Origin of the sequence: Alteromonas sp. BL110, assembly GCF_003443615.1 — a bacterium.
In the GTDB taxonomy this organism is placed as follows: domain Bacteria; phylum Pseudomonadota; class Gammaproteobacteria; order Enterobacterales; family Alteromonadaceae; genus Alteromonas.
Genome location: NZ_CP031967.1, coordinates 1,730,055 through 1,755,683, shown reverse-complemented (window position 1 = coordinate 1,755,683; position 25,629 = coordinate 1,730,055). Strand labels below are relative to the sequence as shown.

General features: G+C 44.0%; 25 protein-coding genes. 4 read left to right on the top strand and 21 right to left on the bottom strand.

All coding sequences use genetic code 11. The features are described 5' to 3' along the window. Window positions 1–12: 12 nt before the first annotated feature. The 18 genes from atpH to rpmH all read right to left on the bottom strand — a co-directional run bounded on the left by atpH (window position 13) and on the right by rpmH (window position 14,847). Complete coding sequence (atpH, locus tag D1814_RS07655; RefSeq protein ID WP_025257159.1) at window positions 13–546, bottom strand: F0F1 ATP synthase subunit delta; 534 nt, start codon at window positions 544–546, stop codon at window positions 13–15. A gap of 14 nt (window positions 547–560) precedes the next feature. Beyond that, complete coding sequence (atpF, locus tag D1814_RS07650) at window positions 561–1,031, bottom strand: F0F1 ATP synthase subunit B (protein WP_118491055.1); 471 nt, start codon at window positions 1,029–1,031, stop codon at window positions 561–563. Window positions 1,032–1,068: 37 nt separating this feature from the next. Next, window positions 1,069–1,299 carry a F0F1 ATP synthase subunit C gene (gene atpE, locus D1814_RS07645; protein ID WP_075177146.1) on the bottom strand — a complete coding sequence of 77 codons (231 nt, stop codon included), beginning with the start codon at window positions 1,297–1,299 and terminating at the stop codon, window positions 1,069–1,071. Window positions 1,300–1,398: 99 nt separating this feature from the next. Next, window positions 1,399–2,232 (bottom strand): F0F1 ATP synthase subunit A, encoded by an 834-nt coding sequence (gene atpB, locus D1814_RS07640; RefSeq protein ID WP_118491053.1) that lies wholly within the window; start codon window positions 2,230–2,232, stop codon window positions 1,399–1,401. Window positions 2,233–2,333: 101 nt separating this feature from the next. Then, window positions 2,334–2,720: an ATP synthase subunit I gene (locus tag D1814_RS07635; RefSeq protein WP_118491051.1), complete on the bottom strand. Its 387-nt coding sequence runs from the start codon at window positions 2,718–2,720 to the stop codon at window positions 2,334–2,336. Between the two features lie 206 nt (window positions 2,721–2,926). Beyond that, window positions 2,927–3,805, bottom strand: a complete 879-nt coding sequence (locus D1814_RS07630; protein WP_118491049.1) for a ParB/RepB/Spo0J family partition protein — start codon at window positions 3,803–3,805, stop codon at window positions 2,927–2,929. 44 nt (window positions 3,806–3,849) lie between these two features. After that, complete coding sequence (locus D1814_RS07625) at window positions 3,850–4,644, bottom strand: ParA family protein (RefSeq protein WP_118491047.1); 795 nt, start codon at window positions 4,642–4,644, stop codon at window positions 3,850–3,852. Between the two features lie 35 nt (window positions 4,645–4,679). Next, window positions 4,680–5,315, bottom strand: a complete 636-nt coding sequence (gene rsmG / locus D1814_RS07620; protein ID WP_118491045.1) for a 16S rRNA (guanine(527)-N(7))-methyltransferase RsmG — start codon at window positions 5,313–5,315, stop codon at window positions 4,680–4,682. 316 nt (window positions 5,316–5,631) lie between these two features. Further along, window positions 5,632–7,533 carry a tRNA uridine-5-carboxymethylaminomethyl(34) synthesis enzyme MnmG gene (gene mnmG, locus D1814_RS07615; RefSeq protein ID WP_118491043.1) on the bottom strand — a complete coding sequence of 634 codons (1,902 nt, stop codon included), beginning with the start codon at window positions 7,531–7,533 and terminating at the stop codon, window positions 5,632–5,634. A gap of 890 nt (window positions 7,534–8,423) precedes the next feature. Beyond that, window positions 8,424–9,251, bottom strand: a complete 828-nt coding sequence (locus D1814_RS07610) for an ATP-binding protein (RefSeq protein WP_071960318.1) — start codon at window positions 9,249–9,251, stop codon at window positions 8,424–8,426. 6 nt (window positions 9,252–9,257) lie between these two features. Beyond that, complete coding sequence (locus D1814_RS07605) at window positions 9,258–9,926, bottom strand: DnaT-like ssDNA-binding domain-containing protein (RefSeq protein ID WP_118491041.1); 669 nt, start codon at window positions 9,924–9,926, stop codon at window positions 9,258–9,260. Between the two features lie 27 nt (window positions 9,927–9,953). Continuing rightward, window positions 9,954–10,391, bottom strand: coding sequence for an FMN-binding protein MioC (mioC, locus tag D1814_RS07600; protein ID WP_118491039.1), 438 nt, complete (start codon window positions 10,389–10,391; stop codon window positions 9,954–9,956). Between the two features lie 97 nt (window positions 10,392–10,488). After that, entirely contained in the window at window positions 10,489–11,877 is a 1,389-nt protein-coding gene (gene mnmE, locus D1814_RS07595) for a tRNA uridine-5-carboxymethylaminomethyl(34) synthesis GTPase MnmE (protein WP_118491037.1), read from the bottom strand. 3 nt (window positions 11,878–11,880) lie between these two features. Further along, a complete protein-coding gene (locus tag D1814_RS07590) occupies window positions 11,881–12,363 on the bottom strand; it encodes a YajQ family cyclic di-GMP-binding protein (RefSeq protein ID WP_118491035.1) in 483 nt (160 codons plus the stop codon). A 70-nt stretch (window positions 12,364–12,433) separates the two neighbouring features. Further along, window positions 12,434–14,092: a membrane protein insertase YidC gene (gene yidC / locus D1814_RS07585; protein ID WP_118491033.1), complete on the bottom strand. Its 1,659-nt coding sequence runs from the start codon at window positions 14,090–14,092 to the stop codon at window positions 12,434–12,436. A gap of 10 nt (window positions 14,093–14,102) precedes the next feature. After that, window positions 14,103–14,351: a membrane protein insertion efficiency factor YidD gene (gene yidD, locus D1814_RS07580; RefSeq protein WP_205422076.1), complete on the bottom strand. Its 249-nt coding sequence runs from the start codon at window positions 14,349–14,351 to the stop codon at window positions 14,103–14,105. Continuing rightward, entirely contained in the window at window positions 14,336–14,695 is a 360-nt protein-coding gene (gene rnpA, locus D1814_RS07575; RefSeq protein WP_118491031.1) for a ribonuclease P protein component, read from the bottom strand. Before rnpA ends, yidD begins: the two co-directional genes overlap by 16 nt. 17 nt (window positions 14,696–14,712) lie before the next feature. Next, window positions 14,713–14,847 (bottom strand): 50S ribosomal protein L34, encoded by a 135-nt coding sequence (gene rpmH / locus D1814_RS07570; RefSeq protein ID WP_014290886.1) that lies wholly within the window; start codon window positions 14,845–14,847, stop codon window positions 14,713–14,715. Window positions 14,848–15,463: 616 nt separating this feature from the next. On the opposite strand from rpmH, the gene dnaA reads away from it, so the two are divergent. The 4 genes from dnaA to gyrB all read left to right on the top strand — a co-directional run bounded on the left by dnaA (window position 15,464) and on the right by gyrB (window position 21,915). Further along, entirely contained in the window at window positions 15,464–17,140 is a 1,677-nt protein-coding gene (gene dnaA, locus D1814_RS07565) for a chromosomal replication initiator protein DnaA (protein ID WP_118491029.1), read from the top strand. A gap of 32 nt (window positions 17,141–17,172) precedes the next feature. Further along, the gene (gene dnaN, locus D1814_RS07560; RefSeq protein ID WP_118491027.1) at window positions 17,173–18,273 is read left to right on the top strand and encodes a DNA polymerase III subunit beta; all 1,101 of its coding nucleotides are present in this window, start codon (window positions 17,173–17,175) and stop codon (window positions 18,271–18,273) included. Window positions 18,274–18,397: 124 nt separating this feature from the next. After that, a complete protein-coding gene (gene recF, locus D1814_RS07555; protein WP_118491025.1) occupies window positions 18,398–19,486 on the top strand; it encodes a DNA replication/repair protein RecF in 1,089 nt (362 codons plus the stop codon). A gap of 8 nt (window positions 19,487–19,494) precedes the next feature. Further along, window positions 19,495–21,915, top strand: a complete 2,421-nt coding sequence (gyrB, locus tag D1814_RS07550; RefSeq protein ID WP_118491023.1) for a DNA topoisomerase (ATP-hydrolyzing) subunit B — start codon at window positions 19,495–19,497, stop codon at window positions 21,913–21,915. A gap of 165 nt (window positions 21,916–22,080) precedes the next feature. Here the strand turns inward: gyrB and D1814_RS07545 are convergent, their stop codons facing one another. The 3 genes from D1814_RS07545 to glyQ all read right to left on the bottom strand — a co-directional run bounded on the left by D1814_RS07545 (window position 22,081) and on the right by glyQ (window position 25,596). Further along, window positions 22,081–22,524, bottom strand: a complete 444-nt coding sequence (locus D1814_RS07545; RefSeq protein ID WP_118495337.1) for a hypothetical protein — start codon at window positions 22,522–22,524, stop codon at window positions 22,081–22,083. Window positions 22,525–22,609: 85 nt separating this feature from the next. Continuing rightward, window positions 22,610–24,688: a glycine--tRNA ligase subunit beta gene (gene glyS / locus D1814_RS07540; RefSeq protein ID WP_118491020.1), complete on the bottom strand. Its 2,079-nt coding sequence runs from the start codon at window positions 24,686–24,688 to the stop codon at window positions 22,610–22,612. A 2-nt stretch (window positions 24,689–24,690) separates the two neighbouring features. Beyond that, complete coding sequence (gene glyQ / locus D1814_RS07535) at window positions 24,691–25,596, bottom strand: glycine--tRNA ligase subunit alpha (RefSeq protein ID WP_014947716.1); 906 nt, start codon at window positions 25,594–25,596, stop codon at window positions 24,691–24,693. Window positions 25,597–25,629 lie beyond the last annotated feature (33 nt).

Here is a 25,629-nt window from a genome sequence, read left to right as displayed (position 1 = left end):
CTCTTATCCCCGTTATGCTTGCAACGCGTCTGCTAGACGGTTCAATTTCGACTTTACGGAACCATCAATTACTGTATCACCGGCATTTATTACCATTCCAGCGATCAGGGCAGGGTCCACGTTACAATTAAGCTTCACTTTACGTGCCAAACGTTTTTCCAAAGATGCTACCAATTCATTTGTTTGGGCATCAGTCAGCGTAGATGCTGAGGTTACGTCCACTTCTACTTCTTTATCGTAATCTGCTTTAAACGCATCAAACAAAGTAGAAATTTCAGGCAACGCGGCTAAACGTTTATTCTCAGCCAGAACCTTTACTAGGTTTTGACCGTGTTCGTCGAGTTGCTCACCACACACATTATTAAAAATGTCGGCTAGTGTATCAGCGGCGATAGCACCAGTTAGCAACTGGTGCATATCTTCATTTACTGCTACTTCACCTGCGAAGGTGAGCATTTCTTGCCATTTTGCAACGGCATTTTTCTCGACAGCAAAATCGAAAGCAGCTTTAGCATAAGGACGAGCAACAGTAGTCAATTCAGACATGGCTCATCTCCCAATTAAAGCTCAGCGACAAGTTTTTCAACAATGTCGTTTTGTGCGTTAGCATCGATTTCACGTTGTAAGATTTGCTGTGCGCCAGCTACTGCAAGAGCAGAAACCTGCTTGCGCAAATCTTCTTTGGCACGATTGCGTTCAGCTTCAATCTCGGCATAACCAGAAGCGATAATTTTTTCGCGTTCCGCATGGCCTTTTTGCGTTTCATCGTCAACCAATTGGTTGGCACGCTTTTTAGCCTGCTCGATAATTTCAGCTGCTTGCGCTTTCGCATCTTTAAGCTGCTCAGTTGCTTTCGCTTGAGCTAGCTCTAGGTCTTTCTCTGCACGTTCAGAAGCTTCAAGGCCATCGGCAATCTTCTTCTGACGTTCTTCAATCGCTGCGATTAGCGGCGGCCATACATATTTCATGCAGAACACCACGAACACAGCGAAGGCGATTAATTGACCAATAAAAGTGGCGTTAATATTCACTATCGCCTCTCCTCATAAAAGTTCGCTAGAGTATGAATTAAAGTAGGTATTGAGGTGGAGCGAACAATAGGAATAGTGCGATACCAACACCGATCATCGCGATAGCATCGATAAGACCCGCTACGATGAACATTTTAACTTGTAGTTGTGGTGCAAGTTCTGGTTGACGAGCAGCAGACTCTAGGAATTTACCACCTAGAAGACCGAAGCCGATAGCGGTACCAAGAGCACCCATACCAATTAGGATAGCAACTGCGATTGCAAGCATGTTTAAATCTCCGATTTAAAGTTTAGTTAAGGTTAATGTTTAAAATAAAACTCGGTTAAAAACGGTACCGACAAACGTATTCCCGGTACCCGTTAATTCTTAGTGGTCTTCTGCCGCTAGGCTTAAGTACACGATGGTTAGCATCATGAATATAAACGCCTGAAGCGGAAGTACCAGAATATGGAACACAGCCCACATGAAGTGCAGTGGAAGCTGGAAGTAGCCAATCGTCGCGATAAGGATGAAGATTAGCTCACTCGCGTATAGGTTACCGAACAAACGTAGCGCTAGTGAAAGCGGACGCGCAAGCAAAGTAACGGTTTCAAGAATAAAGTTCACCGGAATGAAAAGCGGGTGACCGAAAGGCTGCATCGTAAGCTCTTTAGTAAAGCCACCAATGCCTTTCATCTTGATTGAATAGTAAAGAATTAGGATGAATACACCCGCTGCTAGCGCAAACGTAAGGTTAAGGTCAGTGGTTGGTACCGCCTTCATGTATACGTCATGAGGGTCCATACCAAACGCTGAAGAACCAATTAGGCCCGCGATGGTAGGTAGCAAGTCAACTGGAACAAGATCCATAAGGTTCATCAGCAATACCCAAACAAAGATGGTTAAAGCTAATGGCGCGATTAATGCGCTTTTACCGTGGAAAGTGCTTTTTACATTGTCGTCAACGAATTCAACAACAAGCTCAACAAACGCCTGCATTTTGCCAGGTACGCCCGTTGTCGCTTTTGATGCAACGCTTCTAAAAATGATTAGAAAAAGAAGACCAAGACCAATAGACCATGCCAATGTATCAACATGCCACGCCCAAAAACCGGCGTCAGAACACGCTTTGTTAAAAGCAATTCCGTTGTCAGTTGAGCACATGGTGGCATTGGTCAAGTGGTGCTTGATGTATTCTGAGGTAGTATATTCAGATGCCATTGTTTAACCCAAGTTGTAAAGTGTAAAAATTTGGTGACTGGTTCTTGTGTTTCGTTCGGTCGAATATATGGTTTTCGTTATCGCAACGCCTTGCGTTGTCTTTATTGTTTCGTACCGTAATGAAACATGGCTAGACCGTGGCTAGCCGTTGTAATCACAAACGCCAGAAAGATTTCTAATGGCGCGGCGTTTAAACCTTTAAAAGCAATTACAAATAAAATAATTGTCAATGCCAGCTTCAATTTCGAGCCTTGGCTAAAACTCCGTGCAACAAGTTGGTTTTTACTTGCCCCTGCGTAACGAAACGCAAACGCCGCAAACGCGATATTAGGCAAAATGCTAGTCACTGCACCTGCCGCTGCTGATACAGCTGAATGAGCTCCCCCAGAGGCGCCAGCAATGACTGTAACGAGCAGTGCCGTGACAACCTGAAAAAGTAGCCCTTTTTTAGCGAGGTCTAGCCCGCGTTTTGCTAACTTGTTCGTCACTTTTACCCGCAGCTTGTTCACGTCTTACAAAAAGCGTCAGAAGTATACTGTTTTACCGACAATTTTCAACAGTACATCGCTTTTTGAAAGTTATTCTGAAAATTTTCTATTGCTATAACCGGAAAGGAGAGTGTCCGCTAGTAGTATTGGACAGCATTTCAATTGCGGGTAGGCAAGGGAATTACTTCGGTTTTTATCAACTTAACCTATTGAATCTTAGAGATAATTCCGTCTAATTGTTCAAGGTCGCTAAAACTTATCGTGAGCTTACCTTTGCCTTTAGCGTTATGGTCGATAACCACAGGCGTACCTAAATTTTCTGAAAGTCGAGTCATAAGATTTTGAACATCAGGATCAACTTTCTTCTCAGGCTTAGGCTTTGCAGGCTCTAAAAGCTTTTTCACAAGCTTTTCGGTGTCACGTACGGTAAGGCCTTTGCCCGATACCACTTGCGCTGTTTCTGACTGGGTTTCACCTTCTAAAGCTAAAAGCGCCCGGGCATGACCCATTTCAATATCGCCATGCTCAACCAGCAGTTTTACATCGTCGTTTAGATTGTTTAAACGAAGCAGATTAGTGACAGTTGTACGAGATTTTCCTACCGCTTCGGCCACTTCTTGATGAGTTAACGCGAATTCGCTCATCAAGCGGTCTAGCGCCTGAGCCTCTTCCATTGCGTTAAGGTCTTCACGCTGAATATTCTCGATAAGGGCTATGGCAACCGCCGCTTCATCAGGTACGTTTTTGACTAAGCACGGCACTTCGTCTAGTTGTGCTAGCTGCGAAGCTCGCCAGCGACGTTCACCGGCGATAATCTCATAACGGTGTTCATCGACCTTTCTCACAACAATAGGCTGTATAATACCTTGTGCTCGAATTGAAGAGGCCAACTCTTCTAATGCCTCAGGCGACATGTCTTTACGAGGCTGATACTTGCCCGGCACTAAGTATTCAATAGGGAGCTTGCTTAACTCACCGTTGGTTGAATTTACCTCGGCGGCATCTTGTTCTTTTTGAGCAGATGATTGGCTGGTTGCGAGTAGCGCATCTAAACCGCGGCCAAGGCCTCTTTTACGTGCTGACATAGTGTCCTCTATGGCATGTGCTGATGGTATTCAGCTTATTGTGTTTAACTAGCTTTTGCCTGTTTAGGCGATGTTTTGTCCCTACGGCGCAGTATTTCACCGGCCAATGCTAGGTAGGCTTTAGCACCTGTCGATGACTTATCATAGTACATCGCTGGCGTGCCGAAGCTTGGCGCTTCAGCTAGGCGAACATTGCGCGGAATAACCGTACGATAAACCTGTTCACCAAAATGGCGCTTCAACTGTTCTGAAACGTCGTTAGCAAGGCGGTTGCGCGGGTCGTACATAGTACGCAATACGCCTTCAATCTTCAATTCAGGATTCACCACTGACGCCAATTTTTGAATGGTATCCATAAGAGCAGTAAGACCTTCAAGTGCATAGTATTCGCACTGCATCGGAACCATTACCGAATCAGCTGCAGCTAAGGCGTTCACGGTTAACTGGTTAAGTGACGGCGGGCAGTCGATAAAGACAAAATCGTAATAGTCCATAACTGGCTTTAACGCATTACGAAGCCGTACTTCACGGGCAAACATTTCCATCAGCTTAATTTCTGCTGCGGTAACATCACCGTTAGCGGCGATAAGGTCATACTTGCCGCTTGTCGCTTTAACGATAACATCGTTAATTGGCTTTTCTTCAATCAACAACTCAAACGCCGTAGATTCAACGTCGTATTTATCAACGCCGCTGCCCATGGTCGCATTACCCTGTGGATCGAGATCAATCAGCAACACCTTACGTTTGGTTGCTGCCATTGACGCTGCCACGTTAACTGCAGTGGTTGTCTTTCCAACACCACCTTTCTGATTCGCGATCGCGATTACCTTAGCCACGTTAGATCCTGTTCTCGTCTATTTCTATTTTTCGGCTATTTCTTTTTTAGCCAAACCAGATGTCGTTCGCCTACTAAATTTGGCACAGTGAGGTTTTCCGTTTTACTCACATGGAAGTAATTACTTACTTCTTCTATCTCATCTTTTGGAAACTGACCCTTAAGCGCCAAAAATTGACCTTCAGAATCTACCAGATGCTGACACCAGTGCAACATATCTTTTAGCGAAGCGAAAGCTCGGCTTAAAACAATATCGTAGGGCGTCTCGCCATTGTGCTGTTCGACGCGGCTTTGCACTGGAGTTACATTAGTTAATCCAAGCGTGTGCACACATTGCGTCATAAATCGTACGCGTTTGCCTAGTGAGTCAAGCAGCGTAAAAGATTTATCTGGGAACGCAATAGCCAACGGCATACCAGGAAGGCCAGGCCCTGTACCAACATCAATGATATTGTCGCCATCAAGAAAGGGGACAATCGCTAACGAGTCCAGAATGTGTTTGACCATCATTTGCTTAGGGTCGCGCACAGAAGTAAGGTTGTACGCCTTATTCCATTTATCCATAAGCATCACATAGTCAACTAACTGCTGCTGTTGCTTGTCACTCAAATCAAGTGAAAGAGCATCAAGTCCAGAAACCAAAATGGTGCGCAATTCTTGCTGTATCGTCATTAAAAAATCTTTCTGTTCGCGTTGAAGTTTTTAACTTAACTCAGTCTTTAGCATAAACATTAGCGGCGAACCGTAATTTGTTTTATGCATTTGTCACACTTTTTGCCATCGTTAACCAACGCAACTTCTTCACGTACAAATCAAATGTACTTTTAGTAGAAGCCGCACGACGCTAGTGAAAAGGAACAATAGAACTGTATGGTAAGCGCCTAGTTTTTCTAGTTTTCACATAGTTAGGCAATTATGATTAGCATAATACGCGAATAAATAGGAAAAACTAAGCGCTGCGAGTAGCCTGATGAGTTAAGCGCGTGTTTTACGCGCTAATTTTCTCTTGCTTACGTAACATGCCGTGTTTTTTAAGATAAACCAGCAGTAAAGAAATAGCCGCCGGGGTAATGCCCGAAATGCGCGACGCTTTACCGATTGTTTCTGGTCTAGCTTCCGTTAGTTTGGCAACAACCTCGTTCGACAGGCCAGAAATCTTGCTGAAGTCCATATCAACCGGCAACAATGTATTTTCGTGTCGCTGCGTTTTCGCAATCTCATCCATTTGACGGGCAATGTAGCCAGCGTACTTAATTTGAATTTCAACTTGCTCTGCCGCTATCGGATCTTCAAGGCCCGGACCTATGCTCTCAATTTCCATTAACTGACTATAAGTCATTTCAGGTCGGCGTATCAGTTCTTCAAGAGAATGCTCGCGGCTCACCGGATTTTTTAACATAGGATTGAGTTCAGGTGTAGCTGCATGATCAGGATGGATCCACTGTCCGCGAAGGCGCTGTAGTTCGCTTTCGACCGCTTCCATCTTGTCGTTAAATTTCGCCCAGCGCGCATCGTCAACAAGACCAATCTCGCGGCCCATCGCGGTTAGACGACTATCGGCATTATCTTCACGAAGCAGCAGTCTGTATTCAGCACGGCTAGTGAACATGCGGTATGGCTCTTTCGTACCCATTGTCGCTAAATCGTCAATAAGTACGCCCATGTACGCTTGATCACGACGTAAAGTCAGTGGATCCTTCTCTTGAACCTGTAGTGCCGCATTCGCGCCAGCTACTAAGCCTTGTGCGCCCGCTTCTTCGTAACCAGTAGTACCATTGATCTGGCCAGCAAAGAACAAGCCCTTAATAAATTTGGTTTCTAGCGTTTGTCTCAAATCCCTTGGATCAAAGAAGTCGTACTCAATAGCATAACCAGGGCGAACAATATGTGCGTTTTCAAAACCTTTGATCGAACGAACAAGGTTCATTTGCACGTCAAAAGGCAAGCTTGTAGATATACCATTAGGATAAACTTCAATGCTGTTTAAGCCCTCTGGCTCAACAAAAATTTGGTGCGAGGTCTTGTCAGCAAAACGGGTTATCTTATCTTCAATACTCGGGCAGTAACGAGGCCCAATACCTTCGATAACGCCGGTGAACATTGGCGAGCGGTCTAAGCCCCCGCGAATGATATCATGGGTTTTTTCGTTAGTATGTGTGATGTAACAAGGGATCTGCGTAGGGTGCATGGTTCTGTCACCCATAAACGAGAATACCGGTGTTGGATTATCACCCGGCTGAGGTTGCATCACAGAAAAGTCTAACGAACGCGCATCAAGCCGTGCTGGGGTCCCCGTTTTTAAACGTTCAACGCGAAAAGGGAGCGCACGTAGTCTATCTGCAAGTGCGATAGACGGTGGATCGCCTGCACGACCGCCGCGATAGTTTTCAAGTCCTATGTGAATCGTGCCGCCGAGGAAGGTGCCTACTGTGAGTACGACAGACTTAGCTTTAAACTTCAGCCCCATTTGCGTAACCACACCGCAGACCTGATCGTTTTCAACAATAAGATCGTCAACGCTTTGTTGAAACAAGGTTAAGTTCTCTTGGTTTTCAACAATATCTCGAATGGCGTTTTTATAAAGCGTCCTGTCAGCTTGTGCACGTGTTGCTCGTACCGCTGGACCCTTTGAAGAATTCAATGTTCTAAATTGAATTCCACCCTTGTCGATCGCCAGTGCCATTGCGCCACCTAACGCATCGATCTCTTTTACAAGATGTCCTTTTCCGATCCCGCCGATTGCTGGGTTACAGGACATCTGACCGATCGTTTCGATATTGTGAGTTAGCAAAAGCGTATTCACTCCCATGCGAGCAGCTGCAAGTGCCGCCTCTGTACCTGCATGTCCACCACCTACTACGATGACATCAAATGCTTCAGCATAAAACATGGTTAAACCTCACTATTAACTTACGATAAGCCGATTAAAAACTAATTTTTCTCAAGTCAACACTGTCGAAAAAAGGGCGCGTATTTTATCTGACTTATTGCATAAAGAAAATGATTAAATTTTCCTCAAAACCTGTTTTTAAAAACGCGTGATCGAATAATAAGATCTTAAGATCTCTTTTAGATCTGTTTATTTTTACTTTTATTAGGATCATCAAGATCTGTGGGTAACCGATCAAAGAACATAAAGATCATCAAGTTACGCGATCAACAACATTGGGAAACCCCGATCCATAACCCTACTTCAAACTTGTGTATAAATACCCTTTTTATCCACACCCTGATTTGTTTGAAAAGTTATTCTTTTTTGGATCAAAGCTTATACACAGTGGTTTGTAGGATCCTATCCACAGGGGTGATCAAGATGTGATCCAGCTGGGGATAAAATGTTTGCTATTTATGTATTATGATCTAAAGATCGTGTAACTACGTGCGTTATAGCGCGATCTTATTGTGGAGGAGATCTTCTCGAAAAGCTGTGATTAGATCGCCCGATCGCAATTGTGCGCTTTTCTAAAAAAGTGCATTGTTTTATCAACAACGAAATTATTTTTTTCAAGATAGGCTATTTTTCGAGAAAAAAACATTAATGCTGAACAAAATATAGTCGCAGTTAAAACCAAAATCTGAGGAATATAGAAGACTCAACCGTATAAATTAATGGGATCGATATTCATATCTATGAATTGTAAAAGTGGTCGCTTAGTTAAACGAGTGTTGAGCAGGCAAATTGATCCGTTCTCTAATAGCGCAAACTGAGAGGTGAATAAGCGTTTATAAAGGAGAAAGCGAAGAAAAGTAATATATTGAAAGGGTGTAAACCAGGTGCTATTAACGCACCTGGTTAGGTTGATAGCGTGGCTGTGCAACAGAACCTTGCATATCTTCTTGTTCGATAGTTAGGCCTTCACGGCGGCTAGGACCTTGGAATCGTACCTTGTAAGTGTCGTATTCTTTTATGGACTCGAAGCAATAACGACCAAGAGCATTTTCCAGTTCAGCTAAGTTGTGATTAGTGATTAAGATACAGTTTTTCTTATTTACTAAGCGCTGTCTCAGCAAGTTCCCAAACCAGCTCTGTGCGTTTTTCTTTAGTGCAGACTCGTTCACACAGACTTCATCTAAAATAAGCAGATCTACGTCTAAAAGCTCTTGGTTTATTTCTCGAAAACGCTGACTAGCATTATCGGTAGCGGAGAAATCAAAGGAAAAGTTGCGCATTTCGAGCAGAGTCGAAAGTTGACGGTACAGCACAGAAATCTCATATTGCTCGATAAGTTGATGGGCAATAGCACCTGCAATATGTGACTTACCGCGACCATAATCGCCATAGAAAATCATCATATGAGAGCCACTTTGGCGCCACGCTGGATCATCATGAGCCGCAATAAACGACTGCGCAATAGAAACCGCTTCTATGACATCGTCACTGTCTTCCACTAAGTTGGCAAACGTCCACTTCGGATTTAAGTCAGAACGGCCATGGATCGCTTCTACACGCGCTTTCTTACTGCGCTGCTGTAGTTGTGACACTTCTTCGTTAGCTTTCGCTTCATACTGCTTGCGCAGCGTCTTGTAGTCGATGTACTCACCATTGGGATCGACATCTTTTTTAAGCGCTTTGGCAAGATTAGCAATTTTGTCAGTTATACGATCCATAATGAATTAACTCTTCTTTGTTGCGGCATACTTTTCAACCAGCTTTCTTGCATTATCATCTGCTTCTATGCCGGCTGCAACTTTCACTTGCTGCGTTCCTACCACTTTTGTTGGAGCGTAGCCTGAAGCCAAGCGTTTGCGCTTGATATTGTTAGCAAATTTTTGTGTCCATTGAAATTCACTAAACACGGAGCTTGGTCTTCCCAACCAGTAGGCGATGAATTCACCCACCTCGTTGTCATCAAAAGTCTTGTCGATAATACCAAGTAGCGAGGCCATTTCTTCAAACAGCGCTTTATTAGGCGTCCAATTTGGGCTCATGGCACTATGACGAGCATGGAGTTGCTCAAAGTCTGACTGTGGCTCACTTAAAAGCGGAAGAAGAAGCGTTTTCCCATTAATCGTGTGATCAAGGTCAAGCTCCAGGGGCAGGGCAACTAAACCCACCTGTTCAAGCTGTCTTACTAAGCTGTTGACCTGCCGGCCACGCTGATAAGGCGCTTCTTTGTCATCGCCGTTTAGTAAATTTAATAGTTGCTTGTAATCAATAGGCGCAGACGATGTGGTCGCTGAATTTGCATCCGGGCGAAGGCCGAGTAAATAAAGTACCCGACAGTCGTTAGAAAGAGGGGATTGTAATGCAGCGAGTTCAGCTTGGGTGAGGTTGCTGTTCATAGCGCAATGTCCACATTGAAGCTCTTGTTAAGCATTTGCCAGCTTTTCTTCAAACCACTCTACTGCAGCATCTTCAGGAATAGGATGTTCAAGCACATCGATGTAAAGGGCATCAGTGATTAATGTTCCACCAGCCTTTGCTATGTGCTTCTCCATTTCTTTCGCACCGAAACAAAAGGTGTCGTAGCTGGTGTCGCCCAGGCCAATAACGTAGGCGTTAACTGAGCTTAGATCAGCATTTTCTAGCTGTTTTGCAAACGGTTGGATATTGTCAGGTAGTTCACCTGCACCATGGGTAGACGTACAAACGATCCACGTTGAGTCTGTATTGATCTCTTCTAAACTCGGTTCAGCATGAATAGTGTAGGTGTGCCCCTTTGCATCAAGTTTTTCTGCAATGGCATCTGCCACGTACTCTGCGGCACCTAACATAGTGCCAACAATTATTTCAAAGTGCTTGCTCATTAATGGGTTACTTCTCTATTTACAATTGTCGTCTTAACGCAAGTAAGTCTTATCCGTTAGGTTATTTACCATCTTACTTAACACTTTATTGGTTACGCTACTTGCCGATACAAAACGACGAAAAAATCTTGCCAAGCAAATCGTCGGATGTGAACTCACCGGTTATCTCACATAGCGCCTGATGCGCCAAGCGTAATTCTTCAGCAAGTAATTCACCGGCCATGGCATCGTGTAGCTGTTGTTCACCTGTGCTTACATAGCTGTAGGCTTGATCAAGTGCATCTATGTGTCGTCTTCGAGCAATAAACTGACCTTCAGTGGTCGTATCAAAGCCCATGGTTTTTGCTAGATGCGCTTTTAGCGTATCAACACCGCTACCTTCTTTGGCTGATAAGTTGATAATCGAGATATCGCCTTGTTCGGTAGCAACCGTGCTTTGTCCGATGTCTAAAGTACTTAAGTCAGCTTTATTGCGCACCACTGTAACGGGGATCCCTTGTGGCAGTCGCGCCATAAATTCTGGCCAAATCTCATAAGGGTCGATAACCGACGTTGCGGTAGAGTCCACAACAAACAGCACATGGTCAGCTTCGTTAATAGCTTGCCATGCGCGCTCAATGCCTATTTGTTCTACTTTATCTGGGCTTTCACGAAGACCTGCAGTATCGATGATATGTACCGGCATACCATCAATGTGAATGTGCTCTTTTAGTACATCGCGTGTAGTACCGGCAATATCAGTAACAATAGCGCTGTCACGTCCTGCTAAGGCATTTAACAAACTCGATTTACCCGCATTAGGGCGCCCCGCAATCACCACCTGCATACCTTCGCGCAACAAGGTGCCTTGTTTAGCCTGTTCGCGCACTTTTGTTAAGCTTTGCATAATTGCGCTTAAGTCACCTGAAACTTTTCCATCAGACAAAAAGTCGATTTCTTCTTCAGGAAAGTCGATAGCGGCCTCGACAAACATACGAAGGTGTACAATTTGGTCAGATAAGATCTGAATTTGTGTGGAAAACTCACCCTGCAATGAACGAAGCGCACTTTTCGCAGCCTGTTTCGAGCTTGCATCAATTAAGTCAGCAATCGCCTCTGCCTGCGCAAGGTCTAACTTATCATTCAAAAAGGCCTGTTCACTGAATTCACCCGGATTGGCTAAGCGAGCATGACCTGTAGCTAGTACAGCATCAATCAGCATATCCATCACTACCTGACCGCCATGGCCCTGTAATTCAAGCACATCTTCACCTGTAAACGAGTTTGGGCCTTTAAAAAATAGGGCGATACCTTGGTCTATCACACTGTTGTTGGCGTCAACAAACGGCGTATAGGTTGCAATACGTGGTGTCAACGCACTAGGAACCAGTGCCTCAGCAATGGCTTTAGCCTTTGGGCCGGATACGCGCACTATACCTACGCCGCCACGTCCTGGTGCCGTGGCCTGTGCGGTAATAGTGTCGGTAGAAAGGGTGAGTGATTCCATAAATTAGTCGCGGAAGTTCTTAAATTGAAAAGGTTGACCTAAATTAGATTCTTTTACGAGTGCTATCACTTGCTGTAAATCATCGCGCTTTTTACCTGTTACGCGAAGCTCTTCACCTTGAATGGCGGTTTGCACTTTAATTTTGGCGTCTTTAACTAGCTTTACAATCTTCTTTGCCGTTGGCTGTTCAATACCTTCTTTAAACGCAATGGTTTGGCGATAGGTTTTACCATGGGCGTCATAAGGCTTCACATCCATCGAAGAGGTGTCTACATTGCGCTTAGACATCGCTGTTCGAAACATGCTTTCCATCTGCTGAAGTTGGAATTCAGCTTCGGCTTTCATAACTACGGTTTTATCTTTGTATTCAAAACTGGCGTCGATGCCGCGAAAGTCAAAACGCGTGGATAGTTCGCGACTGGCGTTCTCGGTGGCGTTACGAACTTCTTCCATGTTGATTTCAGAAACAATATCAAATGATGGCACAGGTTAATCCTCTATCTTTTAAGACAAAACAGCCCGCATAGGCGGGCTGTATAATTTATTGATCAGCGTGTTATTTACTGCTGATGCCCCGCTTCTCCATGGAAGCATAAATCATTTTGGCTTGAACCAAGGTAATTACGTTACTCACTAGCCAGTATAGTACCAGACCTGCAGGGAACCACAGGAAGAACACACTCATTGCTACCGGCATCCACTGCATGATTTTTTGCTGCATTGGATCAGTAATGGTGGTCGGCTGTAGCTTTTGCAATAGGTACATACTTGCGCCTGTTAGAATAGGCAGTACAAAGTATGGGTCCTTTGTAGAAAGGTCAGTTATCCAAAGCACGAAGTCTGCGTGGCGTAATTCAACACTTTCCATCAGCACCCAGTAAAGGGCTAGGAAGATAGGCATTTGCAGAAGAAGGGGTAAACAGCCGCCCATCGGATTTACTTTTTCTTTGCGGTACAGCTCCATCATAGCTTGTGACATTTTTTGTCTGTCATCGCCAAAGCGGTCTTTAAGCTGTTGCATCTTAGGCGCTAAGTTGCGCATACGTGCCATTGACTCGTATTGTTTTTTAGTTAGCCAGTACATGGCACCTTTCACTACAATAGTGATAAGGATAATTGCCACACCCCAGTTATTAACTAAGCTATGCAGGAAAGTAAGTAGGGCGAACAGTGGCTGTGAAATCCAGAAAAGAATGCCGTAATCAACAGTTAGATCTAAACCGCGGGCAATCTTGGCAAGCTTATCTTGGTCTTTCGGGCCCATATATAGGGTAGACGCAATAGTTTTGGTTTCACCAGGGGCTACGCTTTCAGACGGTGATAGAACACCAATTACTGCATACTGATTTTTCAAGTTACGCGAGTAAAGCGTATTAGTTTGCTCTTGTGAAGGTACCCAGGCTGACACAAAGTAGTGTTCTAGCATGCCAACCCAACCGGCCTTGGTTGTTTCACGCAGCTTTTCATCTTCGATATCGTCAAACGAGTACTTTTGGTAGCGATCGTCTTCCGTTGAATAAGCGGCACCACGGTACGTTGGCATAAACATGTTGCCGTCGTCTTCAAACTCCATCACTTGCTTAAGCTGTGCATACGGCTGAACTGTTGCCGCACTCCCGGTACCATTTTCAACGCTATAGCTTACGTTTACGTCGTAGTGCCCTTTTGTGAAAGTGAAGGTTTTGGTGATAGCCAAGCCTTGATTGTTTTTCCAGGTTAGAGGAATTACAAGAGTGTCGCCCGTCATTTCATAGAATTCACTTTGCGCATTATATACGGGGCGGCCACTGCTGCTTGCATCTGGACCCTGAGCGCCAATAAGACCGCTTTGCGCGACATATAGACCGTTGCCAGAACGTAGCAGGCTGTAAGGAATGTCCGAACCTTGCTCTACTGGAAACTTAAGTAAGTCTGCTGATACTACATCACCGCCTAACAAATCGATGCGTAAGTCTAGCGTATCGGTTTTTACTTCAATAATACGGTTCGTGTTTTGCGCCGCAGCAACAGGCTGTGCAGCGGGCACGCTATCACTGCTAGGTACATCTTCACTACCGTTATCATTGAATGAAGGTACACCTTGTGCTGTTTCTTGCGTTTGTTGTTGCTCAACAGGCACAACTGGCTGCGGCCCATAATCTTTTTGCCATGATTGCCAAAGCAAAAAGCTAACTAGCGCAAGGCCAATTATCAGAAAACTACGTTGCGATTCCATAGAGGTCTCTTTATTTTGAGTGTTTATCTTGTTGTTTTTCCGGCACTGGATCATATCCGCCGGCATGCAAAGGGTGGCATTTTAATATGCGTTTAATAGATAACCAACCGCCTTTTACTAATCCGTGTGTTTTTAATGCGTCTATAGCATACCAAGAACAAGAAGGATGGAAACGACATCGTTGCCCTAATATCGGGGAAATGAACCATTGATAAAATTTTATCAAGGCCAAAGGCACAGCAATTAAGAGTTGCCGCAACGCTTGTTTAATTTTTTCCATAGCTTGTCCAATGTAGCGAAAACTTCTTGGTTGCTAAGGTTGTCAGCGCCTGACTTGCCAATAACGATAATATCGACATTGGGTAAGTTGTGCTGCTTATGCCGAAAACTCTCTCTAACTAATCGCTTTAACCGATTTCTATCGTGAGCTTTACGAATACGTTTTTTAGCAAGCGTAATACCCAAACGAGGATTAGAGAGTGTATTTTTTCTAGCTAGAACAGTAAAAGAGGGGGATACAGCAGGGGTTGCGTCATCAAACACAAAGGTAAAGTGGGTGGGAGTTAACAGACGTAACTCCCTTGAAAAATTATTCTCACCCACTTTTGGCGTCTTTCTTATTAAGCAGAAAGACGAGCGCGGCCTTTTGCACGGCGAGCTGCTAGTACTTTACGACCATTTTTAGTCGCCATACGAGCACGAAAACCGTGAGAACGCTTGCGCTTTAGATTGCTCGGTTGAAATGTTCTTTTCATGACCAAAGTCTCACTTATATTTAGTTAAACATAGGCGTTTTTGGTAACACATTATACTGTTGCCAGAACAATGCGGTGTTTTCACCAGAAAAGCCCATCGAAAAAGGACGCTGAATTCTAGAGATCTCGGGGCCTGCTGTCAATGCATATTCTCGCTTTTCGGACGAATAAGTGAACAATTTATGCTGTTTTTTGAACGATAACTCTGTTTTTTACACAATTTACTTGTGAATAACGCATAAATTTGACTCAGGTTATCCACAGCGAATTGTGAAAAACATGACGTTAGATGTAAATTGCAAGGCGATCTAGCGGTTTTCTTAGTGAAATTTAGAATGATTTTTTCTGCTTATAGTTAGATTTGATCTAAAGGTTAATGTTTTTTAAATCAATGAGTTAAGGTTTTGATCGAAAAGATCGAGCAGGATCGCCATTTACATTATGTTGATAACGTAAGATAATCCACAGCGATTAAAATGAAAACTTAAATTTCTCGCTGCTACTCTACACCTCCAACGCTATTTTCTTCTAATGGCGCGCTTTAGTGCCTGCTATTCTATGCTTGGCTTTCAAAAGGGTGGTTTCTTTAGCGAGTTACGGGAGCTAACAACGTACCATGTCCTTGTGGAACCAATGTCTTGAAAGACTGCGTCAAGAACTACCTACGCAGCAATTTAGTATGTGGATACGACCGCTTGTTTGTGAAGAGCAGGGCGATGTTGTAGCACTATATGCTCCTAATCGTTTCGTACTTGATTGGGTAAGAGACAAGTACCTAAATAATATCACTGCTCTGCTAAGGGAGTTTGCTGGAGCCGATGTGCCCCAATTGCGTTTAGAGGTAATGAGCCGCAATAGCGTAAACCGTTCTCAGCCGTCCGCGGGGAATGCCTCTGGTTCAGTACATAGTACAAATGGTGATAGCTACACCAGTAGTTCTACTACTGTAAATTCGCCGTATCCGGGAGCTAATTCGCATTCCAGCGCGCCGCAATTCACTAACCGCAACGACGAAAGCCAGGGCCAGCATTCGGCGTATCAGCGTCAGTCCACATTACCTCAAAACAGCAATGCGGCGATGGGGGCTAACGGTAGTGATCACTTTAATTATAAAGAGCAAAATAGGGATCAAGGCGCTTATTCACAGCGAGCTGATCACAATAACACTACTGCACAAAATGTAGATCCGAGTGGTCAGAATCATTACGGTAATCACGCGCCACGTTCGTCAACGTCGCCAAAGGTGATCCCGATCCCTGAAGCGATGAAACATAAAAGCAATATTAATCCGACTTATCAATTCGATAATTTCGTTGAGGGTAAATCCAACCAGCTCGCGCGTGCGGCGGCTACTCAGGTAGCAAATAATCCAGGCGGTTCTTATAACCCATTGTTTATTTACGGCGGAACAGGTTTAGGTAAAACTCACTTATTGCATGCGGTAGGTAATGGTATTGTTGCGAATAATGGCGATGCAAAAATAGTTTACATGCACTCTGAACGTTTCGTACAAGACATGGTTAAGGCGCTTCAAAATAATGCTATAGAAGATTTTAAACGTTTCTATCGAAGCGTCGATGCGCTACTTATTGACGATATCCAATTCTTTGCTAACAAAGAGCGTTCGCAGGAAGAGTTCTTCCATACGTTCAATGCGCTATTAGAGGGCAACCAGCAAATTATCTTAACCTCTGATAGGTATCCCAAAGAGATTGATGGGGTTGAGGATAGATTGAAGTCGCGCTTTGGGTGGGGCTTAACTATTGCTATCGAGCCACCTGAACTTGAGACCCGTGTTGCCATCTTAATGCGCAAAGCGGCTGAAAACCGCATTCACTTACCAAATGAAGTTGCGTTCTTCATTGCTAAGCGCTTGCGCTCGAATGTACGTGAGCTAGAGGGCGCATTGAACCGAGTTATTGCAAATGCGAACTTTACGGGCCGACCTATTACCATTGATTTCGTGCGCGAAGCCCTGCGCGACTTATTAGCGCTTCAGGAAAAGTTAGTAACCGTTGATAATATTCAGAAAACTGTCGCCGATTATTATAAGATAAAAGTAGCTGATATTCTGTCGAAAAGACGTAGTCGTAGCGTGGCCCGTCCTCGCCAAGTAGCGATGGCGTTGGCTAAAGAGCTGACCAATCACAGTCTGCCTGAATTAGGCAATGCCTTCGGTGGGAGAGACCACACTACCGTTTTGCATGCGTGCAGAAAAATAGAGCAGCTAAGAGAAGAAAGTCATGATATAAAAGAGGACTATAAGAACCTCATTAGGACTTTGTCTTCCTAACAACACGACTTTAGAGGCGAGATAGCACTGCGATGAAATTTTCTATAAGCCGCGAACAATTTTTACAACCCCTACAACTTGTGTCAGGTGCTGTCGAGCGTCGACATACATTGCCAATTCTTTCTAACGTTCTTATTAAGGTTAGTGAGGACGCACTTTGGCTCACCGGTACAGATTTAGAGGTGGAGCTAATTTCTAGTGTGAAACTAGAAGGCGAATTCACCGAAGGTGAAATTACTGTTCCTGCGAAAAAACTCTTCGATATCATTCGTGGAATTTCTGAAGGTACAGATATTCATTTTTCGTTAGATGGAAGTAAAGCGCTTATTCGGGCTGGACGAGGTCGCTATACGCTTTCAACATTATCTGCTAACGATTATCCTAATCTTGAAGATTGGGAAGGTGAGGTTGAGTTCGAATTATCGTGTAGCGACTTAAAACGTCTTATCGACGCAACTAGTTTTTCTATGGCTCAACAAGATGTGCGCTATTATTTAAATGGTATGTCCCTTGAAACTGAAGAGAATATCATTCGAACCGTTGCTACGGACGGTCACCGTTTAGCGCTTTGCCGTTTAAACTATGAAACTGCGTTACCGTCTCGCCAGGTGATTATCCCTCGAAAAGGGGTATTGGAAATTTCTCGTCTTATTAGTGAAGATGATAAATCGCTAAAAGTACAAATTGGTGCCAATCACCTACGTATATTCTCAAACGATTTTATTTTCACCTCAAAGCTTGTTGATGGTAGGTTTCCAGACTATCGTCGTGTATTACCTCAAAATGGTGACAAAGAGATTATTGCGAGCAAAGCGGTACTTAAAGAAGCTTTTTCGCGCGCAGCTATATTATCTAATGAAAAGTTCAGAGGTGTACGTTTAAACCTATCCTCTGGCGAACTTAAAATAACGGCAAATAACCCTGAGCAAGAAGAAGCAGAAGAAATCGTTGATGTTCAGTATCAAGGCGATGATTTAGAAATTGGTTTCAATGTTGCCTATCTTATAGATGTGTTAAATGCGCTTGGGTCTGATGGCGTAAAAGTAAGCCTGTCAGATTCTAACGCGAGTGCGCTTATCGAAGATGATGCTGATGATGCCGCGCTATATGTAATTATGCCAATGCGACTATAGTCTCCTCTATAGAAGTACTAGCATCGTTTTCGTATAACGACTCAATTTTGTTATTCACGTATCCAATCCAAGAAGCGATAAGTTTTGTTATTTATCGCTTCTTTTTTATCTTTAGTGTGACCTCATGAAACTGGACCGCGTCCAGATTACTCAGTTCCGTAATCTTACTTTTGTAACGCTTTATCCTTCAGCATCTTTAACTATTATTAAAGGTGCAAATGGCAGTGGAAAGTCATCTTTAATTGAAGCGCTCTACTACTTAGGTTTTGGCCGTTCTTTTAGAACGAATAAACATAGCTCTGTTATTCAAAATGAGAGAGAAAGCTTTAGTGTCTTCGCTTCTTGCAAAACGGAGGCAGGGGAAGAGTTAAAACTTGGTTTCCAACGAAGTCGAAATGAGACCTTTACCTGTAGTATTAATGGGGAACACTCAAACAAATTGTCCGATTTAGTGAGCCTTGTACCGGTCCAACTTTTTACCCCCCAAAGTACTGACTTAATTATTGGTTCGCCATCTGAACGTCGTCGATTCTGTGATTGGGGATTGTTTCACGTGGAACATCAATTTCAGTCTCTTGCTAATCAGTATGGCAAGTTCTTAAAACATAGAAACGCATTATTAAAACAGCAAGCAAACTTGACCGCACCACAAAACCAGTATTGGGAGTCACAGTTCGTCTCACTAGGTGAGACGTTAACGTCAATGCGGCAGAACTATGTCGATACTCTTACACCTATTTTTAAAAATTATGCAGAAGAATTTCTTCCGAACTTTAACGTGGAATTAAGTTACTATAAAGGGTGGGAAAAAGATGTCGCTTTATCAGAAAGCTTAGTTAAAAAACGTGAGTATGATGGTAAAATAGGACATACCTTCTCTGGGCCTCACAAAGCAGATTTAAGGCTTAAAGTGAATGGGGTAAACGCCCAGGAGCTTTTGTCGAGAGGGCAGCTGAGAATGGCTGTGGCTGCATTACAAATGGCCCAGACAAAGCTGTTCAACTCGGCAACGCAACGAAGGAGTATATTTTTACTTGACGATGTTGGTGCTGAGTTAGACTCTGATAAAAGAGAACAATTTATTGATGGGTTGCTCGAAATGGATACGCAGGTTTTCGTTACTGCAATTGAATCCTCGCAGCTCGCATTTATACAAAAATACAACGAAAAGAAAATGTTTCACGTGGAACATGGAAGCGTGAAAGAGGAGTAAAAGCTAGTATGTCAGAAGAGAACAACTACGACTCGTCCAGTATTAAAGTACTTAAAGGATTAGATGCAGTAAGAAAGCGTCCAGGTATGTATATCGGTGATACTGATGATGGTACCGGACTACACCACATGGTATTCGAGGTGGTCGATAACTCTATCGATGAAGCACTGGCGGGACACTGTTCTGAAATAACTGTGCAAATCCACAGTGATGGCTCAGTTTCCGTGTCTGACGATGGACGTGGTATACCTACAGAACTGCACCCTGAAGAAGGGGTCTCTGCAGCCGAAGTTATAATGACGGTACTTCACGCAGGAGGTAAATTTGATGATAACTCATATAAAGTTTCTGGCGGTCTTCACGGCGTAGGTGTATCGGTAGTAAATGCACTTTCTAGTCGACTAAAGCTTCGCATTCGACGCGCTGGTAAAGCTCATGAACAAGAATACCAACATGGTGTTCCACAGGCTCCACTAGCGGTTACAGGCGATACTGACAAAACAGGAACAATGATTCGTTTCTGGCCAAGTTCTGATACGTTCACAGATACACTTTACCATTACGATATTCTTGCTAAACGCCTTCGTGAGCTTTCATTCCTAAACTCTGGTGTGTCAATTCGTCTGAAAGACGAGCGCGACGGTAAAGAAGACCACTTCATGTACGAAGGTGGTATTCAAGCTTTCGTTGAATATTTAAATCAAAAGAAAACGCCTGTACATCAAAAAGTATTTCATTTCGCAAGCGAGCAAGAAGATGGCATTGCGGTGGAAGTGGCTATGCAGTGGAACGATAGTTTCCAAGAAAACGTATTCTGTTTTACGAACAATATTCCGCAAAGAGATGGCGGTACTCACTTAGCAGGCTTCCGTGGAGCGCTAACGCGCACGCTAAACAACTATATGGAAAAGGAAGGCCTGAATAAAAAGGCTAAAACCAATGCCAGTGGTGATGATGCTCGAGAAGGGCTTACTGCTGTAATTTCAGTGAAAGTGCCTGACCCTAAGTTTAGCTCACAGACAAAAGACAAGCTTGTATCTTCTGAAGTTCGTCCAGCGGTTGAATCTGCAATGAATGAAAAGCTAGCAGAGTTTTTATTAGAAAACCCTGCTGAAAGTAAAATCATTGCGGGTAAGATTATTGATGCCGCTCGCGCTCGTGAAGCTGCACGCAAAGCTCGTGAAATGACACGCCGCAAGGGCGCACTAGATCTAGCCGGTCTGCCAGGTAAGCTTGCTGATTGTCAGGAAAAAGACCCTGCATTAAGCGAACTATATATAGTGGAGGGTGACTCTGCGGGAGGTTCAGCTAAGCAAGGTCGTAACCGTAAGAACCAAGCTATTTTGCCGCTTAAAGGCAAAATCCTAAACGTTGAAAAAGCACGTTTCGATAAGATGCTTTCCTCACAAGAAGTTGCGACGCTTATCACTGCGCTAGGCTGTGGTATTGGTCGTGACGAATATGATCCAGAAAAATTGCGCTATCACAGCATTATTATCATGACTGATGCTGACGTAGATGGCTCTCACATTCGTACGCTTCTTCTGACCTTCTTCTATCGTCAAATGCCAGAAATCATTGAGCGAGGATATGTTTATATTGCACAGCCTCCGCTTTATAAAGTGAAGAAAGGCAAACAAGAGCAGTATTTAAAAGACGACGACTCTTTAACTAATTACCTCACAGGTATCGCTATTGATGGTGCATCATTACACACCAGTGATGAGGACCCAGGTATTAGTGGCGTAGGACTGGAAAACCTTGTTAAGCAATATCAATCAGTAGAGAAAATGATCGCGCGTATGAAACGCAAAATGCCTTCAGCAATTCTTTACCGTATGCTGTACACGCCTACATTAAACCTTGAAGACCTGAAAGATGAGTCAGCTCTAGAGCATGTGGCGAAACACTTCGTAGAACAGCTTACAGAGCGCGAAAACGACGGTGCTACATACCGATATGAAATTCGTACTGATGCTGAGCTTAGTGAATATTACATCACAATCATCATGCGGATGCATGGTATCGATTATGAGTATATTATCGATCACGAATTCATTGAGTCGTCTGAGTATCAACGCTTAAAAGAACTTAACCTTGCTATTAATGACATGATGGGAGCTGACGCTTACATCAAGCGTGGCGAGCGTAAACAACCAGTAGAATCTTTCAAAGAAGCGCTAGATTGGTTGATGAATGAAGCGAAACGCGGTCAATACATTCAGCGTTATAAAGGGCTAGGTGAGATGAACCCTGAGCAGCTTTGGGAAACCACTATGGATCCTGAAAGCCGACGTATGCTTCAAGTGACCATTGAAGACGCCATTGGCTGTGATCAACTGTTTACAACATTAATGGGCGACCAAGTAGAGCCGCGTAGAGAGTTTATCGAAGCGAATGCGCTGAAGGTAGAAAACCTAGACGTGTAGTATATTAATCGGTAGAAAAAAAGCGACCAAAGTGGTCGCTTTTTTTATGCCTATAGAAGGAGTGAACGCAGTTTAAACTAAAGTAACTTTATAGTGTGTTTACAGTAATGAAATTAGTAATCAACGAATGATGTAAAAAGATGCCGCAGTAGTACGGCATTCGTTTTAAATCTTGGTTACTACCAGTGCAACTTCACCCGCGCTTGCAGGGTTTACGGTGAAGCGATAAATACCTGTAGTAGAGGGAGTAAATTGCAAGTTCTCTGAGCCTTGCTCACAGACTAAATAAGCGGTAGAGCCTAACATTACAGGCTGACCTTTATATTTACCGCCACAACTCTGTGAAGGCGTCCATTTTGCGTCGGATAACCTGAAGTCATAGGGTTGTCCGTCTGCAATGAGTTCAACGTCTACGGTCCAACCTGAATTTGAGCGCTTAAACTTGTAACTTGGGTCAGCTTCCCACCAGTTAAACACACCTCTTAGAAACATGTTTTCGAATTGAATGCGGGGCACGTCCGGTGCAATTTCTGGAATCTTAAAGCTTCCACTGCTTGAGCATGCGGAAAGTGCTATGCACATAGAAGCAATAGTTAATAACTTTTTCACAGCGTCTCCATTAATAAAAAAGCCCAACGTTAAGGCTGGGCTTTTTGTTTTTTTGCGGCCTATAACCACATTAACTTTAGCTAGCCTACGACTTCGCGAGAATCGAGATATCCGCAGTAGTAAGGAAAAGTTGCCTTAAAAGCGATAGCAAAGCAAGTCGATTATTTTTAACTGCTTCGTCATCTGCCATAACCATTACGTTATCAAAGAAGTTATCGATTACATCACGCAGCGTTGCAAGTGCTGACAGAATACGTGTGTAGTCATGCGAAGGTAGCGCGCTATTTACTTCTTCCTGTGCAGCTCTGAGCTCAGTATACAGTGCTTTTTCGGCGTCTTCCGCTAGTAGCGATTCGTCGATATTAGCCGCGTTTGACACATCTACTTTTTGCTTAGCGAGAATATTTGCTACGCGTTTGTTAGCGGCAGCTAACGCTTCTGCCTCTTCTAATGCTTTGAATTTATCTACCGCATGGACACGGGCTAGATAATCAGATGGTTTAGTAGGGCGACGAGCGGCTACAGCTTGGATAACGTCAATGGCAATAGCTTGGTCCTGTAAAAGAGCATTGAAGCGACCTAATACAAAATCAACAACCTGAGATTGTGTTTCAGCATTCGTTAACTTATCGCCATACACATCGATGGCTTTGCTTACTAGCGTTTCAAGATCTAGCGGCAGTGACAGCTCAGTGACAATACGTAATACACCGATAGCTGCACGACGAAGCGCAAATGGGTCTTTATCACCCTTAGGTAACTGGCCAATACCAAAAATACCCACAAGAGTATCCAGTTTGTCAGCAAGCGCGACCGACGCGCTTACGCCAGAACTTGGGAGTGTGTCACCTGCAAAACGCGGCATGTACTGCTCATATAAGGCTTCAGCTACAGGTGTATCTTCGCCGTCGTTTAGCGCATAGTATTTACCCATAACACCTTGAACGTCTGGGAACTCCATAACCATGTTCGACATCAAGTCGGTTTTAGCTAGAAGACCTGCTCGTGCAGCTTGTGTTTCATTCGCCTCTATTTGCGAAGCGATAAACGCCGATAGGGCAGAAATGCGTTCAGATTTTTCTTTTAGCGTACCAAGCTGTTTTTGGAACAAAACGGTTTCTAAGCTTTCAAGGCGGCTTTCTAATGTCGACTTTTTATCGCTGTTAAAGAAGAACTCTGCATCGGCAAGGCGAGGGCGGATAACCTTTTCGTTACCAGAAATAACTTGAGACGCATCGCGACTTTCGATATTCGTTACGAACAAGAAAGTGTTTGAAAGTGCACCATCGCTATCTAGCAGCGGCACATACTTTTGGTCGTCCTTCATTGTGTATATAAGTGCTTCTTTCGGCACTTCTAAGAAACCCTTATCGAACCCTGCTTGCAGTACTACAGGCCACTCCACAAGAGAAGCAATTTCCTCGAGCAGCTCTTCATTGTAATCTGGCTTAAGAGATAAGTTTTTGGCTGCGTCTTCTAATTGCTGGCGCACTTTATCTTTTCGTGCATCAAAATCAGCAAGCACATATTGTTGCTCTAGGGCAGACGCATAATTATCAGCATGATCAAGTTCAAAACGACCTTCACCGTGGAATCGGTGACCTTGAACAACGCGGCCGCTTGTTAGTCCCAATACTGAAACGTTAACCACTTCGCTTCCATAAAGCACACAAAGGGTGTGAACAGGGCGAATAAACTGTGTGTTGTAGTTACCCCAGCGCATAGGCTTTGGAATAGGAAGCTTGCTTACAGCTTGATTAATTAAACCTTCTAACAACTCAGCAATGGTTTGACCAGGCACATGTGCTTTATGAAGAAGCCATTCACCTTTATCTGTAACTAAGCGCTCTGCGTCAGCAACGTCAATTCCATTACCGCGCGCCCAGCCTTGTGCTGCTTTGGTGGGGTTACCGTCTGCGTCAAACGCGGCAGATACTGCAGGACCGCGTTTCTCTACCACTTTGTCGGCCTGACCTTCAGCAAGACCAGATACGTACACCGCCAAACGGCGAGGCGCAGCAAACCAGCTTACCGAGTCAAAGCTTAAGTCTGCGTGGGTTAGCGCTGCTTCAAACTGAGTGGCAAAGGCTTCACCCAAAGACTTAAGCGCTTTTGGTGGTAGTTCTTCAGTACCTAATTCAACTAAACAATTTTCTGTACGCACGCTTATGCCTCCTTGTTACATAGCGGGAAGCCTAATGCTTCACGTGCTTGGTAATAGCTCTCTGCACACGCTTTAGCCAGCGTTCGAACGCGAAGAATATAGCGTTGGCGTTCTGTAACTGAAATCGCGTGACGTGCATCAAGTAAGTTAAATGCATGAGACGCCTTCATTACCTGCTCGTAGGCAGGAAGTGGAAGGTTATTCTCGATAAGCTTTTTGCTTTCGGCTTCACACTCATCGAAGGTTCTAAACAGTGCTTCTACATTGGCATGTTCGAAGTTATACGTAGATTGTTCTACTTCGTTTTGATGGAATACATCCCCATAGGTGACTTTACCCATAGGGCCGTCAGTCCATACCAGGTCGTAGATACTATCAACACCTTGAACGTACATAGCCAGTCGCTCTAGACCGTAAGTGATTTCGCCGGTAACTGGTTTACATTCAAGGCCACCTACCTGTTGGAAATAGGTAAACTGAGTCACTTCCATTCCGTTTAGCCATACTTCCCAGCCTAGACCCCAGGCTCCAAGCGTTGGTGATTCCCAGTTGTCTTCTACAAAGCGAATGTCGTGAACCAGCGGATCAAAACCTAACTCTTTCAAAGAGCCCAAATACAATTCCTGAATATTATCAGGTGAAGGCTTAAGCATTACTTGGAACTGGTAGTAATGTTGTAAGCGGTTTGGGTTCTCACCGTAACGACCATCTGTGGGTCTACGGCACGGTTGAACATAGGCGCTACTCATTGGCTCTGGACCTAAAGAACGTAGGAACGTCATAGGGTGAAAAGTACCTGCACCCACTTCCATATCCAGAGGCTGAATAATAACGCAGCCCTGACGCGCCCAATAATCTTGAAGCGCAAGGATCAACCCTTGAAAGGTCTTAATATCGTATTTCTGCATACATCCGCTGCTTATTAGTTAACTGACTAAAAA